Below are 14,812 nucleotides of genomic sequence, written 5' to 3'. Positions count from 1 at the left end.
ACCCCCGTCGCGACTGCCGCTCACCCCGGCCCGCCGGGAGGCGCGGTGCCAGCTGGCACCGCGCCTCCAGTCCGTCCATGGGCCCCTCGATCAGCGGGTCGCCTCGTCGCTCGAGGGATCGTCGGCGACGTGGGCCTCGCCGAAGGCGTGCGCGTCGAACCAGGCGAGCAGCACCTCTTCCGCCTTGCGCGACCCGCGCTCGCGGGCGATGTCGAGCGCCGTCCGGTCCTCGGCGTCGAGCACCGTGACGTCCGCGCCCCGTTCGATGAGCGCCTCCGTCGTCCCGCGCCGGTCGAACCAGGCGGCGGCGTGCAGCGGGGCGAAGCCCCAGCGCGGGTCGACCTCGTCGATCCCGGTCGGGTCCGCGCCGAACCCGTCGAGCTCGAGCGAGAGCCCGCCGACGTCCCCGTGACCCGCAGCGCGCACCGCGGGGGCGGCCCACTCGAGCCAGCCGTCCGGCACCGGGCCGTGCCAGCCGTGGGTGGGGCGTGCCTCCAGGTCGGACCACGCCGACTCGGCGACGGGGCGGACCTCGATCACCACGTCGCGGAAGTGCACCGCGAGCTCGCCGGTGGGGGAGAGCAGCAGGCGGAGCTCCCAGACGTCGGCGTCGACGTGGGCGATCTCACCGCGGGAGACCTGCACGTCGCCGGCGAGGACCGCGAGCGGTGCGGTGTCCGCGGGCTCGAGGACGGCGCGGTGGAACTCGAGCGTCACACGGGCGTGGTTCCAGCGGCGCCAGAGGCCGTCCGGGGTGTCGAGGACCTCGTCAGTCCGGACGACCACGACGGCCCGGACCGTGCGGGTCGGCGCCTCGTCGATGCCGGCGGTGTCCGGGGTGCCGGTCGGCGTCGTCGTCTCGGTCTCGTGCCACTCGGCGACGCGGGCCTCGTTCCACGTCACGGACGCGAGGGCCGCGACGGACGGGGGTGCGTCGGTGACCAGGCGGGCGAGGTGCTCGGCGTAGCCCTCGACGTCCTCGAGGGAGACGTACCCGACCCCGGGCCAGCCCACTCGACTCCATCGCACGGACAGCAGCATACTCGGCGTGGGACTCGTATACCACTGTAACACACGTACTCCACATTCAGTACGGTCGCAGCAGTTGCCCGTTCTCGAGGAGGAGCCTCCGACATGACCCAGGCCCGAACAGCACCACCTGCGGCGTCCGCGGCGCCCAGCGCCGTCGTCGCTCCCGACGCCACGGTTGCGAGCGACGTCGTGCTCGCAGCGGGAGTCCGCGTCTGGGGCACGTCCCACGTCGAGGCCGGCGCCGTGATCGGCACCGGCACGACCGTCGGCCGTGGGGTGACGATCGGTGCCGGCGTGCGCGTCGGCGCCGACTGCAAGGTGCAGAACGCGGCGCTGGTCTACGGTCCCGCGATGCTCGGAGACGGTGTGTTCGTCGGGCCGGGATGCATCCTCACGAACGATCACGTGCCGCGAGCGGTCGATGCCGACGGCGCAGTGCGACGCGCCGGTGACTGGCAGCCCTCTGCCGTGGTGGTGGAGCAGGGGGCGTCCCTCGGCGCCGGCGCGGTCTGTGTGGCGCCCGTCCGCATCGGGAGGTGGGCGATGGTCGCAGCCGGAGCGGTGGTCGTCGCGGACGTGCCCGACCACGCCCTCGTCGCGGGGGTGCCGGCGCGGCAGATCGGGTGGGTCGGCCGGACCGGCACACGGCTCGTGCGGGTCGACGACCTGACCTTCGCGTGTTCCGACACCGGCGACCGGTTCGTCCTCGACGGCGAGCGGCTCGAGGTCGTCCGATGACCGCGACGGCGCCGGAGGTCATCCCGGCGGCGAGACCCCTGATCGGGACGGCGGAACGACGGGCCGTCGACGCCGTCCTGACGTCCGGCGGTCTGGCCCAGGGACCGGAGGTGGCGGCCTTCGAGCGCGAGTTCAGCGAGGCGCTCGTGGAGTCCCGTCCGGTCACGGCCGTGAACAGTGGTACCGCCGCCCTGCACCTCGCACTCGTCGCACTCGGGATCGGCCCCGGCGACGAGGTCGTCGTCCCGTCGTTCACCTTCGCCGCGTCCGCGAACGCCGTCCGTCTCGCCGGCGCGGACCCCGTCTTCGTCGACATCGATCCCGCGACCTACTGCATGGACCCGGGCGCCGTCCGCAGCGCGATCACCGGACGGACGCGTGCGGTGATGCCGGTCCACCTCTACGGCCACCCGGCCGACATGACGGCGATCGCAGCCCTTGCCGCCGACCACGGTCTGCTCGTCGTCGAGGACGCCGCGCAGGCTCACGGTGCGCGGTGGGCCGGTCACCGCGTCGGCAGCGGTTCGGACGCCGCCGCCTTCAGCCTGTACCCGACCAAGAACATGACGGCGGGTGAAGGCGGCATGGTCGCCACGGCGGACGCAGCGAGTGCTCGCCGCGTCCGCCTCCTGCGGAACCAGGGGATGGAACACCGCTACGAGAACGAGGTCATCGGGTTCAACGCGCGGATGTCCGACGTCCACGCCGCCATCGGACGTGTCCAGCTCGCGAAGCTCCCGCAGTGGACCGCGCAGCGGCAGGCGAACGCGGCGTACCTGACGGGCGAGCTCCGCGGGGTCGGCACACCGGTCGTCGCGCCGGAGGCCGAGCACGTCTTCCACCAGTACGTGATCCGGGTGCCGGAGGACCGGGACGGCTTCGCTGCGGCGCTCCTCGAGGAGTTCGGAGTGGCCACCGGTGTCTACTACCCGACGCCGGTGCACCGCCTGCCGTCCTTCGGGGTCGCGATCGACCTGCCCGAGACCGAGCTCGCGTCCGCACAGGTCCTGGCGCTGCCGGTGTACCCGTCGCTCACCCTGCGGCAGCTCGACCGGATCGTCGACGCCGTCAACTCCCTGGCGGGGGCCGGCCGGTGAGCGCCGTGCTCCGCGCAGGGGTGGTCGGGCTCGGCATGATGGGGCGCCACCACGCGAGGGTGCTCCGCGCCCTCGACGGCATCGAACTCGTCGCGGTCGCCGACGAGGCGGGGGACCGATCCGGGGCTGCCCAGGGCGTCCCGGTCGTCGGCTCGGTGGACGATCTCCTGCGGGTCGGTGTCGACGTCGCCGTCGTGGCCACTCCGACCGCGACGCACGAGGAGGTCGGTCTCCGACTCGCCTCGGCAGGGGTCCACGCCCTGATCGAGAAGCCCGTCGCGGTCGATCCCGCCTCGGCAGCGCGACTCGTCACCGCGTTCGACCGAGCCGGACTCGTCGGAGCAGTCGGGCACATCGAGCGGTACAACGCCGCGCTGCAGGCCCTCCGGCAACGGCTCGACGCCGGCGAGCTCGGTGACGTGTTCCAGATCGCGACGCGACGTCAGGGCCCCTTCCCCGACCGGATCGCGGACGTCGGCGTCGTGAAGGACCTCGCCACGCACGACATCGATGCGACCACCTGGATCGCGCGCTCGCCCTACGCGAGCATCAGCGCGCACGCCACCACGAGGAGCGGGCGGCTGCACGAGGACCTCGTCGCTGCCACGGGGCGCCTGGAGGACGGCACCGTCACGTCGCACCTCGTCAACTGGTTGAGCCCCTTCAAGGAACGGGTCGTCATCGTGACCGGTGCGCGGGGCGCCTACGTCGCGGACACCCTCACCGCCGACCTCACCCTGCACGAGAACGGGACCGAAGCGACCGCGTGGGACCAGGTCGCGGCCTTCCGCGGTGTGACCGAGGGGGCGTCGACACGGTTCGCCATCCCGAAGCGGGAGCCACTCGTCCTCGAGCACGAGGCGTTCCGTGACGCCGTCCTCGGCCGCCGGTGCGACGTCGTGACGCTCGCCGACGGCATGCGGACGGTCGCCGTCGCCGAGCGGGTGATCACGGCCGCACGCACCGGCACGGTCTCGATCGTCGACCACGCGGCAGCAGGAGGGGTCGCAGGATGAACGTCGTCGTCGTCGGTCTCGGCAAGATCGGCCTCCCGCTCGCGGTCCAGTACGCCGGTTCGGGCGCGACGGTGACCGGTCTGGACGTCTCGGCGCGGGTCGTCGACGCCGTCAACGCCGGAACGGAACCCTTCCCCGGTGAGGCCGAGCTCGCCGAACGACTCCGGGTTGCTGTGAGCTCCGGTCGGCTGTGCGCCACGGTCGACGCCGCCGCGGCGATCCCCGCGGCGGACGTCGTCGTGGTCATCGTGCCGCTCGTCGTCGACGGCGATGGTCGGCCGGACTTCACGTGGATGGACGGCGCGACGGCATCGATCGGGACGCACCTCCGACCGGGCACGCTCGTCGTGTACGAGACGACCCTGCCGGTGGGAACCACCCGCGGGCGGTGGCTGCCCCGACTCGAGGCTGCATCGGGTCTCGTCGCCGAACAGGACTTCCACGTGGTCTTCTCGCCGGAACGGGTGCTCACCGGGCGGGTGTTCGCCGATCTGCGCCGGTACCCGAAACTGGTCGGAGCGGTGTCCTCCGCCGGGGCCGCAGCAGCCCGACGCTTCTACGAGGACGTCCTGCAGTTCGACGAGCGCCCCGACCTCGGGCGTCCCAACGGGGTCTGGGACCTCGGCAGCACGGAGGCCGCAGAGCTGGCCAAGCTCGCCGAGACCACCTACCGCGACGTCAACATCGCGCTCGCGAACGAGTTCGCACGGTTCGCGGACGATCACGGCATCGACGTGGCGGCGGTGATCACCGCATGCAACTCGCAGCCCTACAGCCAGATCCACCGCCCGGGCATCGCCGTGGGCGGCCACTGCATCCCGGTCTACCCGAGGCTGTACCTGTGGAACGACCCGGAGGCAACGGTCGTGCGTGCCGCGCGCGAGCGGAACACGGCGATGCCCGAGCACGCCGTGGCTCTGCTCGAACGCGCACACGGCGGTCTGGACGGGCAGCGTGTCGTCGTCCTCGGCGCTGCCTACCGCGGCGGCGTCAAGGAGACGGCGTTCTCCGGGGTGTTCGCGACGGTCGATGCGCTCCGCGCACGCGGTGCGATCGTCACCACCACCGACCCGTTGTTCCCGGACCGGGAACTCGCGGCGTCGGGACTGCGGCCGCACCAGGCCGGATCGCGCGTCGACGCCGCGATCGTCCAGGCGGACCACGCCGAGTACACGGCCCTCGAGCCGACCGACCTCCCCGGGGTGCGGACCATCGTCGACGGCCGTCGTGTCCTCGACCCCCGGCGGTGGTCCGGCGTCACCGTCCTGGCGATCGGGAGCGGTGGGGTCGTCGGGGGCGGCGGGGTCGGCGGGGCGCCGTGACGACCGCCGGCCGCCGGCCACGGATGCGCTCGCGGTTCCGTCCGCGCGGGGTCGCGCTCATCCTCAGCGGGACCGTCGTGGGGCAGGGGCTCGTCGTCGCGGTCTCCCCCCTGCTGACGCGTTTCTACCGGCCGGAGGACTTCGGCGCACTGGCCGTCGTCACGGCGATCGCCTCGGTCATCGGAGCCGGCGCGACCGCGGGGACCGACCGGGCGCTGGTCGTGGCGGGCGACGATCGCGGCGTCCACGCCCTCCTCTGGGCCGGGAGCCTGTCGATCACGGCCACCGGGACCGTCGTCGCCGTCGCCGCCTGGGCGCTCCGCGGCTGGACGTCCGCTGTCTTCGTGACGACCGTCCTCGAGTCGTCCTGGTGGGTCCTGCCGGTGTCGGTCGTCGCCGTCGGGGCGCACCGTCTCGCGTCCGCCGTGCTCGCTCGTCGCGAGCAGCACCGAGCGATCGGGCTCCGGAATGCGGTCCAGGGCATCAGCCAGACCGCGTGGAACCTCCTGGCGTCCGCTGCGGGCCCGGTCGGCCTCGTCGGTGGGCTCGCCGCGGGGCGGTTGGTCGCGGTCGTCGGCGTCGGACTGCGCCGACCGACCCCGTTCTCACGCGTCGCGGTCGGGCATGCCGTGCGTCACCACCGGCGGTTCTTCCTGCTCACGCCCTGGTCGGCCGCGACGAACGTGCTCGGACAGCAGGCTCCGGCCCTCGTCTTCGCTGCACTGCACGGTGCGACGGCAGCCGGTCTCGTCGCCCTGACGATGCGCGTCCTCGGCGCACCGGTCGGCATGCTGGCGGATGCGGTCGCGCAGTACGCGGCCGGGGCGTTCGGCCGGGTGCGCCGGAGCGGTGGACCGATGGCGCCGCTCGTCGGGCGCCTCGTCAGCCGTCTCGCGATCGCGGGCGCCGTCGGCGTCCTCGTCGCCGTGGTCGTCGGCCCGGGGGCGTTCGGAAGCGTCTTCGGCGCCGAGTGGGCGGTGTCCGGCGAGTACGCCCGGATCCTCGTCCCGGCGTTCGCCGCGCAGGTCGCGGTCTCGCCGGTGACACAGGTGCTCGCGATGGTCGGGCAGCAGGCCGCCCAGCTCGCCTGGGACGTCGGCCGCCTCGTCCTGACGACGGGCGCCGTGCTGGTGCCGTCCGCGCTCGGGGCGTCCGTCCCCGTCGTCCTCGCCGCGCTCGCCGTCGCCATGGTCGTGGCGTACGGAGCGATGCTGGCGATGGTCGTCGCCGTGGTCCGGTGGGCCCCCGCTGCAGCCGCTCGTGTCCCGACCGCCGAGGAGTCGTAGCGCGGCGTCCGTGGATCGACGGCCTCGCGTGCCCGCGGCTGTCCATCCGGTCCGCGGCGCCAGCGCGAGCAACAGCGTCCCGACCAGCAGGCCGTGCGAGAGCATCGCGGTGAAGATCGAGGTGTTCGACAGCATGATGCTCGGCATCACCACCGCCATCGCGGTCACGCGCATCGGTAGACCACGCGTGGCTCGGTCCAGGAAGCGTGTCCAGACCAGGAGGGCCAGCGCGGCGACGGCGATGCCGAGCCAGCCGAAGTTCGCGAAGCCGTCCGCGAAGAGGTTGGCGTTGGCGTAGCCGACGGCACCCGGCACCAGGAAGTCGGCGATCCGCTTCGGAGGCGGCAGCTCGTCGGGGTAGTCGACCCACCACCGGAGGAAGGAGTACCCGTACCGAGCCGTGGGGTGGCCCGAGAAGTACTCGACGTACACGGACGAGAGCAGTCCCGGTGTGAGCATGAAGCGTCGCGTGAACACCGAGGTCCAGGTGATCCCGCCCTGGATCTCGTCGGCGACGGCGGACACGACCATGATCGCCAGCGGCGCCACGAGGAAGGTGCGTGCCCGCGGGACAGGGGAGACCCCGAAGAGCACGGCCATCCCGAGCACCGCGACGAAGGAGAAGAGGACGGCCTTGAACCCCGTGCTCGAGTACAGCAGGAACTGACCCGCGAGGGCCAGCGCGACCAGAGCGGGTCGCCGCTGCAGGAGTCCGCGGGCGAGCACGAGCGGGTTGACGACGTACGCCTGCCCCGTCAGCAGGTAGCCGAGCAGACCGCCGGTGCCGACCTCCGACGTGTAGTCCGCGCGCACGTCGTAGATCTCGTCGAGTGCGACGAGCCGGAGGTGCACCCCCACCGTGACCGCCATGAGCCCGTAGGTCGCCAGGCTGTACGCGGAACAGACGAGCCACGTCGTCGTCGCCCGTCCGATCCGTGCTCCTCCGAACCGGAACTCGTCCGGGCTGGTGCACGCGTCGCCCGCCGGGATCGGACCGCGAGGGGTGGTGACGGCGACCGCCGAGAACGCCGTCCCCACCGCAGCGGTGAGCATGAGCGCAGCTCCCCGGTCGAGGTGTCCGGTCGACACGCTCATCAACATCGTCGGTGCGACGCAGACGACGAAGATCGTCCACAGCACGACGTGCGACGCACGGTGGAGCCGACGCGGGAGCGAGAGTGCGGTCGCACTGGTCAGCGAGACGGTCGCGAGGGTCGCCTCCCAGGGGGCCGGCACGTACCCGTACCCCAGGTACCCGAACAGCGGCGCGACGAGCTCCGCCGAGATCCAGCGCATCGTCAGGTCCATGACGCTGACCGCGAGCACGGTGCCGACCGCGGTGCTCACGGCTCGACGGAGCCGCAGCGCCTCGGCGGACGGGACGTTCACGCCCCCTCTCCGGTGCGGAGGCCCGGGGCGAGCTCGTCGTACATCCGCACCAGTCGCGCGGCTTCCGGTGCCCAGGTGAACCGTCGCGCAGCACGTCTCGCCTCCGCGCTGTGTCGTTCGAGCAGCGCCGGATCGTCGGCGTACCTGCGGACAGCACGTGCGACGGCCGCCGGGTCGCCGGCCGGGACGAACGAGACACACTCGACGCCGTCGAGCAGCCCTCGCCACAGCGGGACGTCGGTGGCGATGACGGCGAGTCCGGCTGCCAGGTACTCGAACAGCTTCGTCGGGAAGATCTGGTCGTTCACCGGCGTCCGGAGGAACGGGACGACCCCGATCCGGGCGCGCAACAGGAGGTCGCGAGCCTGCATCGGCCCGACGACACCACCGTGGTGCGCACGACCGGTCGCTTCGGCCCGCCGGAGCTGCTCGACCGGTGTCGCGCGGTCGATCGACCCGACCATCTCGAGGCGCCAGTCAGCCGGGAACTCCTCCTCGTGCACCGCACTGGCGAGGACGTCGATGCCCCGGTCGTGGCTGAGCACGCCGACGTGCGCCACAACGGCGTCACGCTCGAGCACCGGGCGCTGACGGTCGTCCTCCGGTCGGCCCAGTGGGAAGTTGTGGATCGCGAGTCGACGGTCGGCTCGGAAGCGTCGACCGGTCCACTCGGTGGCGGTCACGACACGGTGGGCGGTGCCGGCGAGCTCCAGGAGCGCGCGGGACAACGCCGCGAACACCGCGCGTTGCCGAGGGGTCAGGTAGTCCTTCCCCCGGACCTGGTCGGGGAGGTCCTCGTGTGCGTCGTAGACCACGATGCGGCCAGCGAGCCGGAGGACCGGGATGGTCCAGATCAGTTCCGGGTCGTGGAGGTGGACGATCCGCGCGCGTGAGCGGAGGGCCAGCACCAGTGCCTGCACCGTCGACACGGCCATCCGGCGCGCCCGTCGCCGCACCGGGATCGTGACGACCTCCACTCCGGTCTCCGGTGCGGTGAGCGGACTCGCCACCGCGATCAGACGGACCCGGTACCCGGCGGCAGCCGCAGCCGCAGCCTCGCGCAGGTGCACGCGGTTGTCGACCCACGGGTGCGCGCTCGAGACGTGGACGATCTGCGGGTTCACGACCGGCCCCCTCGGAGGTCGGGGGACGGCGCCTGCCGGTCGATGACGACCCCGTCGAGCACCTCGGCGAGGGTCGCCGCGAGCGCCCGGTAGTCGTGCTCCCGACGGACGTGCTCCCTGCCTCGGCGGCCCATCTCGTCCCTGACCGCTGCGGGCATCGCCGCCAGACGGAGCATGCCCGCCGCGAGGGCGCCGGGGTCGTCCGGTCGCACGTGGACACCGCACCGGGAGGCACGCACGGGCTCGAGGGGCACCGGCGCCCCGACGAGCAACGGCCGCCCGAGGAGCATGTACTCGTACTGCTTGTTCAGCGAGACGCCGTGACGGTACAGCGGCAGGTCGTGCATGTTGACGACGAGGCAGCCGGCGCTGCGACCGATGGTCCTGGCGACGTCCTGCGGTACGCGACCGTCCCAGCGCACCGCCGCGGCGGACGGGAGGCGCGACGCACGTTCCCGGAGACGGCTCACGTCCGATCCGTCCCCGACCAGGCGGAGTGCGAGTGCCGGTCCGCCGTCGAGCCGGCTCCGCCGCCACGCGATGTCGAAGCCGTCGAGCACGGCTTCGAGCGCGTTCGCCGGGCCCATCGAACCGAGGTACGTCACGGTGAAGGCGTCGGCGTCGGCGGTCGTCCTCCTGTCCGTGGATCGTCCGTCGTGTCCGTCGTGTCCGTCGCGTTCGTCGGGTTCCTCGCTGAGGTCGACACCGTTCGGTACCCACGTGAAGGGCACGTCGTGGCCGCGCTCCCGGTAGTAGCGGCCGACTCCCTCGAGCGGTGAGGTGACGTGCACGGCTCGGGACACCGTGCGGTGTTCGACCACACGGAGCACACGGACCACCGGGTGCCGCTCGGACATCCCGGCCAGCCCGAGGACGGACTCCGGCCACAGATCCCGTGGCTCGAAGACGAAGGGGACGCCGAACCGGCGGGCGAGGGTGGAGGCAGCCAGCGCGGCGAACGGGTGGAACGACCCACCGATGACGACGTCCGGGCGGGGCAGGCCGCGCAGCGTTCCCGGCGCCAGGAGGAGTGCGGTGAACACCGCGATGTCGGCGACGCGCCGGACCGTTCGACGTCGTCCCGATCCCCGATGGTCGACACCGCGGAGCCAACAGAACTCGTGATCGTCGCCGGACCACCGTTCCCTCAGGCGGAGACCGGACACGTGGGAGCGCCCGGTCGGGTGGTCCGTCCCTGCCGCGATGACCACCGTGTGCCAACCGTGGGCCGCGAGCGCACCGGCCAGGTGCTGGTGCCGGGTGGCTCGCCCGTCGCGATCACGGTGGTGTGCGTAGTGGTTGATGATCCAGAGCGTCCTCGTCACCCCTGCTCCTCCGTCGTCCTGGTGCCCTCGAAGGTGTCGGAGCTCACGTGGCCCGGAGCGGTGATGCCGTCGCGTCGCGCGACGACGAGCACCGTCCGGAGCAGGATCGCGGCGTCGAGACGGAGCGACATCCGGTCGACGTACTCGATGTCGGCGCGCAGCCGATCCGGCCAGGGGAGCGCGTTGCGGCCCCGCACCTGCGCCAGCCCGGTGAGGCCCGGACGCACCTCGTGTCGTCGCGACTCCTCCGCGGTGTAGAGGTCGAGGTAGCGGCACAGGCTCGGGCGGGGACCCACGAAGCTCATGTCGCCCCGCAGGATGTTCCACAGGCTCGGGAGCTCGTCCAGGCTGCTCGCTCGGAGCGCACGTCCGAACGGGGTCAGGCGGTCGGCATCGGACTCCACGCCCCGGTCGTGGTCGATCGGGAGCATCGACCGGAACTTCAGGATCGTGAAGGTCTCACCTCCGAGCCCCGGCCGCTCCTGCCGGAACAGCACGGGCCGACCCAGCCGGAGTGCGACCAGTGCTGCGGTCGTGGCCAGGACCGGGCTGAGCGTGACGAGCGCGAACGCTGCGCCGACGGCGTCGAGCACCCGCTTCGCCCGCAGGGTCCTCGGTCGGGGGCCCTCCTGTGCCGGAGCACCAGCGCGGGTCGTCCGGTCCGTGTCCCTCATGCCTGGTCGTCCCGCGAGGAGTACGCCGAGCGGTACGCATCCCGCAGCCGACCCTGCTTCACCTTCGACAGGACGATGCCGTCGGGCCGCTGGCCGACCCGGGCGAGCGCATCGACGGCGGACCGGACGTCGGACTGCCGGGTCTGGCCGGCCGCGACGACGAGGAGGGTCGTGTCCGTGACGGTGCTGACCAGCGCGGCATCGGTGACCGCGAGCACCGGCGGCGTGTCGACGAGCACGACGCCGTAGGTGGACCGCACCTGCAGGAGGACCTGTCGCATTGCCTCCGATGCGACGAGCTCGCTGGGGTTCGGGGGGATCGTCCCGGTGGGGAGCACCGCGAGCCGTTCGACGCCCCAGTCCTGCACCACGTCGTCGAGCTCGGCACGACCGACGAGCACGTCCGTCAGACCGACGGCGTCCTCGAGCCCGAGCAGGCTCGCCACCCGTGGACGTCGGAGATCCGCGTCGATGATCAGGGTCTCGAGGCCGCTCTTGCTCAGGGCGATCCCGAGGTTGGCGGTCGTCGTCGTCTTGCCCTCCGCGGGACGGGCGCTCGTCACGGCGATGGTCCGCCCCTCGCGCAACCCGGAGCCGAGGAACTGGATGTTCGTGCGGAGGCTCCGGTAGGCCTCGGCCCGCTCGCTGTTGACATCGTCCCGGTGGATGAGCGGACGACTGGCGTTGTCGGCGTCGAAGGAGATCTCCCCGACCAGGGGCGTTCCCGTCTGGAGGTCCTGCGGGCGTCGGATGCGCGTGTCGAGCGAGGCTGCGAGCAGCGCGAGACCTGCTCCCACCAGGAGACCGATGATCGCGCCGGCGGCGAGGTCGCTGCCGACACGCGGGGACTTCGGTGCGGTCGGCTCGGCGGCGGGAGCGACCTCCTCGAGCTTGACCGAGGGTCTGCCGTCAGCGGTCTCCGGTTCGATCTGGGAGACCACCGCCGACAGGGTCGCGCCGACACGCGCAGCGATCTCGGCTGCCCGTGCGGCATCGCTGTCGTCGACGGCGATCGAGAGGATCACGGTTCCGGTACCGCCGGTCGCCCGGACCCGTGCGCCGAGAGCGGTCGGGGTCTCGGCGAGACCGAGTTCCCGCACGACGGGCGCGAGGACACGGGGCGACGACGCGAGCTCGACGTACGACTTGATCTTCTGTTGCGCCGCGGTCGATCCCTGTGCGATCTCCCCGGCGGAGGTCTCGGACTGGCCCGCGACGGAGACGTAGTAGGACGTGGTGGCCTCGTAGGTCGGTGGTGTGATCGCCGTCCAGCCGACCGCACCGACGACACCGAGCGCAGCGGCGCCGGCGACGATCCACCACCCGGACAGGAGCGCTCGGACGAGCAGGAGCGGGTTCACGGTTTCCTCCGGGGGTCTGACGTCCATGCTGGCATGTCAGACACTACAGATCAGATGGTGACGACGTTCGTCGGGTCGTCCTCGTCAGGCGGCGGAGGCGGTGTTGCGCTGTCCCTGGTCGTCGATCTGCGGAGGGGTCCCGCGCCAGTGGACGGTGTTGTCGTCGCCGGTGATGACGATGCGTTCTGCTCCGGTCACCTCGATGGTCGTACCACTCGCCTCCACGGTGATCGTCGCGATCCCGTCCAGGACGTACTGCCGGTCCGCGCTGATCAGGTTCGCGGCGGCGCAGTCCTCCGCGGTGATCGGCGCATCGCCGCCGTGCTGGTCCCACAGCTGCACAGCCCCGTCGACGCACGTGTTGTACACCGCCTCGGCGGTCGTCGAGGACGGCGTCGGTCCTGGCGGATCGGTGACCTCCGACGAGCACGAGGCAGCGCCGAAGGAGAGCGCAGCGGTCAGGGCGACCAGGGTCAGGGAGCGGATCAGGTGCACGGTGGTCCTCCGAGGGGCGTTCATGACGAGCGAGGGGGAAAGCGGGAGGCCGCACCGCTGGTGCGTGCGGCCTCCCGGTCGTGGTCAGGTCACTCCGCAGGGAGGTCGAAGAGCTCGCTGGTCTCGGTCTGCCCGTTCTTGGTGACCTCGAGCTTGAAGCGGAAGTTCTTCGCGGTGGACGACACGACGCGGTCGAACTGCCACCTGCCCGAACCGGTCATCGTGAAGGTGCCGGGCACGATCTGCGTCCCGGAGACGTTCAGCACGCGGAACGTCGCGCCGGGCGTCCCGTTGCCGGTGAAGCGGTTCGGGACTCCGGGGGTGACGCTGGTCTGGTCCACGGTGACGGGGCGGAACACGGTCGCGGCGAGGGAGAACACCGAGGTGCGGTACTGCTGTCCGCTGGGCAGGGTGATCTCGAGCTTGAAGTCGAACTTCGATGCGGTCGAGGAGACGACACGCGTGAAGGTCCAGTCGCCGTCCTTCGAGATGGCGAAGGTTCCGGGGACGATCTGCGTGTTCGACACGTTCAGTACGCGGTAGACCGCGCCTGCCGGCCCCTTGCCGGTGAACGTGTTCTCCACACCGGCTTCGACGATCGTGTTGTCCACGACGACCGGAGCGGGGGCTGCAGCGGTGTCGGCGGCGAGCGAGAACAGCGGCGAGGTCAGCTTCTTGCCGTCCTTCGTCTGCTCGATCGCGAACTCGAGCTTCGATGCTCCCTTCGAGACCACGCGGGTGAACGAGAAGGCCCCGGTGGCGCTGTCCGCCGTGATCGTGCCGGTGACGATCTGCGTTCCGGAGGCGTTCAGGATCCGGAGGCTCGCGCCCGGCGTCGCGTGTCCGGTGACGGTGTTCTCCAGGCCCGGGATGACGGTCTTCGTCGCCAGTGTGACCGGGGAGAAGTCCGCGATGTCGGACCGCAGGGTGAACAGGTCACTGGTGAGCGTGTCGGTTCCCCTGCTCTGCCGGACCTTGAAGGCGAACTCGGTCGCGTCCGACGGGAAGGACTTCGTGAACTCCCATCCGCCGTCGGCGTCGACGGGGAGTTCCCGGCCGAGGATGTCGTGGTCGTCTGCATCGAGGATCCGGACCGTCGCACCGAGGGTGGCGGTCCCCGTGAAGGTGTTCGCGGTCCCGGCGGTGAAGTCCTTCGTCGTGACCGTCGCGGGGACGAGGCCGCCCTGCTCCGGCTTCACCGTGACATCGTCCGAGGTGCGGTTGTACCCCTTCGTGATGCCCTCGACGACGAGGTGGTGCTCGCGGTCCTCGAGGCCATCGAGCCGCAGCGTGAAGGTGTCGCTCGGTCCCGCGGTCGCGGACTCGAGCACCCGGTCGCTCCCGACCTCCCGTGCCTGCACGACCGTTCCGTCCGGTGCCGTGCCGTCGATCGTGACCGAGCCGTCCGGCCCGAGTGTCGGGGTCTCGTCCGAGGTCACCTCGACGCCCTTCCCGTAGTCGACCGGGAGCTCGATCTCACTGTCGTGCTCGTCACCACCGATCGTCTGGCTCACGGTCAGTCGGTAGACGCCGGGGCGGTTCGGCGGATTGAGTGGCGCCTCCCAATCGCCCTTCTCGTCGGTCTGAGCGGTGAACGGCAGCTTGTTCGACCCGGACCAGAAGTTCACGGTCGTGTTCGGCTGACCGGTCCCGGAGAGCTGGACGACGGTCTCGACGTTCGACGAGAACGTGGCTGTCGCCTCCAGGGCCCTGACCTCGCGCTCCGCCGGTGTCCTCGCGCCGGCCGGCGACGCGAGTCCCCGGGTCTCGTTGCTGCTGTCGTCCTGCGCCGCAGTCGCGGCAGCATGGCCGAGACCCAGCCCGGTGACGATGGTCGCGGCGGTGAGGCCGACGGCCCCGGCTGCTCGGAGGGTCTTCTTCATCTGTGAGGACGTCCTTCGGATCGTGCCGCGCAACTCCGCGGCGCCAACGTGGAATCTGAAACATTGCAAC

At 71.7% G+C, this 14,812-nt stretch carries 14 protein-coding genes; 7 read left to right on the top strand and 7 right to left on the bottom strand.

The features are described 5' to 3' along the window. Positions 1-90 precede the first annotated feature (90 nt). Positions 91-1,029 carry a hypothetical protein gene (locus ACIP6W_RS03490; protein WP_251160507.1) on the bottom strand — a complete coding sequence of 313 codons (939 nt, stop codon included), beginning with the start codon at positions 1,027-1,029 and terminating at the stop codon, positions 91-93. Positions 1,030-1,134: 105 nt separating this feature from the next. Between ACIP6W_RS03490 and ACIP6W_RS03485 the strand changes: the two genes are divergently transcribed. From ACIP6W_RS03485 to ACIP6W_RS03455, 7 genes are all read left to right on the top strand, one after another. Next, complete coding sequence (locus ACIP6W_RS03485; protein ID WP_251160506.1) at positions 1,135-1,770, top strand: N-acetyltransferase; 636 nt, start codon at positions 1,135-1,137, stop codon at positions 1,768-1,770. Then, a complete protein-coding gene (locus ACIP6W_RS03480; RefSeq protein ID WP_251160505.1) occupies positions 1,767-2,867 on the top strand; it encodes a DegT/DnrJ/EryC1/StrS aminotransferase family protein in 1,101 nt (366 codons plus the stop codon). Before ACIP6W_RS03485 ends, ACIP6W_RS03480 begins: the two co-directional genes overlap by 4 nt. Further along, positions 2,864-3,883: a Gfo/Idh/MocA family oxidoreductase gene (locus ACIP6W_RS03475; protein ID WP_308201978.1), complete on the top strand. Its 1,020-nt coding sequence runs from the start codon at positions 2,864-2,866 to the stop codon at positions 3,881-3,883. Before ACIP6W_RS03480 ends, ACIP6W_RS03475 begins: the two co-directional genes overlap by 4 nt. Next, positions 3,880-5,205 (top strand): nucleotide sugar dehydrogenase, encoded by a 1,326-nt coding sequence (locus ACIP6W_RS03470; protein ID WP_400428302.1) that lies wholly within the window; start codon positions 3,880-3,882, stop codon positions 5,203-5,205. Before ACIP6W_RS03475 ends, ACIP6W_RS03470 begins: the two co-directional genes overlap by 4 nt. Positions 5,206-5,228: 23 nt before the next feature. Continuing rightward, entirely contained in the window at positions 5,229-6,491 is a 1,263-nt protein-coding gene (locus ACIP6W_RS03465) for a lipopolysaccharide biosynthesis protein (protein WP_368859910.1), read from the top strand. Between the two features lie 109 nt (positions 6,492-6,600). Continuing rightward, positions 6,601-6,789, top strand: a complete 189-nt coding sequence (locus tag ACIP6W_RS03460; RefSeq protein ID WP_368859909.1) for a hypothetical protein — start codon at positions 6,601-6,603, stop codon at positions 6,787-6,789. A gap of 102 nt (positions 6,790-6,891) precedes the next feature. Next, positions 6,892-7,158: a hypothetical protein gene (locus tag ACIP6W_RS03455; RefSeq protein ID WP_400428300.1), complete on the top strand. Its 267-nt coding sequence runs from the start codon at positions 6,892-6,894 to the stop codon at positions 7,156-7,158. A gap of 718 nt (positions 7,159-7,876) precedes the next feature. Here ACIP6W_RS03455 and ACIP6W_RS03450 read toward each other — a convergent pair. From ACIP6W_RS03450 to ACIP6W_RS03425, 6 genes are all read right to left on the bottom strand, one after another. Next, entirely contained in the window at positions 7,877-9,004 is a 1,128-nt protein-coding gene (locus tag ACIP6W_RS03450; RefSeq protein WP_251160502.1) for a glycosyltransferase, read from the bottom strand. Continuing rightward, positions 9,001-10,329, bottom strand: coding sequence for a glycosyltransferase family 4 protein (locus ACIP6W_RS03445; RefSeq protein ID WP_251160501.1), 1,329 nt, complete (start codon positions 10,327-10,329; stop codon positions 9,001-9,003). Before ACIP6W_RS03445 ends, ACIP6W_RS03450 begins: the two co-directional genes overlap by 4 nt. Continuing rightward, positions 10,326-11,003: a sugar transferase gene (locus ACIP6W_RS03440; protein WP_251160500.1), complete on the bottom strand. Its 678-nt coding sequence runs from the start codon at positions 11,001-11,003 to the stop codon at positions 10,326-10,328. The genes ACIP6W_RS03445 and ACIP6W_RS03440 overlap by 4 nt, the downstream gene beginning before the upstream one ends. Continuing rightward, positions 11,000-12,391, bottom strand: a complete 1,392-nt coding sequence (locus ACIP6W_RS03435; protein WP_251160499.1) for a polysaccharide biosynthesis tyrosine autokinase — start codon at positions 12,389-12,391, stop codon at positions 11,000-11,002. The genes ACIP6W_RS03440 and ACIP6W_RS03435 overlap by 4 nt, the downstream gene beginning before the upstream one ends. A 57-nt stretch (positions 12,392-12,448) precedes the next feature. Next, a complete protein-coding gene (locus tag ACIP6W_RS03430; RefSeq protein WP_251160498.1) occupies positions 12,449-12,859 on the bottom strand; it encodes a DUF3060 domain-containing protein in 411 nt (136 codons plus the stop codon). An 89-nt stretch (positions 12,860-12,948) separates the two neighbouring features. Then, positions 12,949-14,742, bottom strand: a complete 1,794-nt coding sequence (locus ACIP6W_RS03425; RefSeq protein WP_400428296.1) for a hypothetical protein — start codon at positions 14,740-14,742, stop codon at positions 12,949-12,951. Positions 14,743-14,812: the final 70 nt, after the last annotated feature.

It is taken from the genome of Curtobacterium sp. NPDC088465 (assembly GCF_044753165.1).
Classification (GTDB): Bacteria; Actinomycetota; Actinomycetes; order Actinomycetales; family Microbacteriaceae; genus Curtobacterium.
This window is presented reverse-complemented; position numbering and strand designations above follow the sequence as displayed.

What these genes read in the sequence shown, in the direction of transcription:
- ACIP6W_RS03435 (WP_251160499.1), bottom strand. Translation starts at nt 12,391, where the DNA reads ATGGACGTCAGACCCCCGGAGGAAACCGTGAACCCGCTCCTGCTCGTC.
- ACIP6W_RS03470 (WP_400428302.1), top strand. Translation starts at nt 3,880, where the DNA reads ATGAACGTCGTCGTCGTCGGTCTCGGCAAGATCGGCCTCCCGCTCGCG.
- ACIP6W_RS03425 (WP_400428296.1), bottom strand. Translation starts at nt 14,742, where the DNA reads ATGAAGAAGACCCTCCGAGCAGCCGGGGCCGTCGGCCTCACCGCCGCG.
- ACIP6W_RS03485 (WP_251160506.1), top strand. Translation starts at nt 1,135, where the DNA reads ATGACCCAGGCCCGAACAGCACCACCTGCGGCGTCCGCGGCGCCCAGC.
- ACIP6W_RS03465 (WP_368859910.1), top strand. Translation starts at nt 5,229, where the DNA reads ATGCGCTCGCGGTTCCGTCCGCGCGGGGTCGCGCTCATCCTCAGCGGG.
- ACIP6W_RS03480 (WP_251160505.1), top strand. Translation starts at nt 1,767, where the DNA reads ATGACCGCGACGGCGCCGGAGGTCATCCCGGCGGCGAGACCCCTGATC.
- ACIP6W_RS03440 (WP_251160500.1), bottom strand. Translation starts at nt 11,003, where the DNA reads ATGAGGGACACGGACCGGACGACCCGCGCTGGTGCTCCGGCACAGGAG.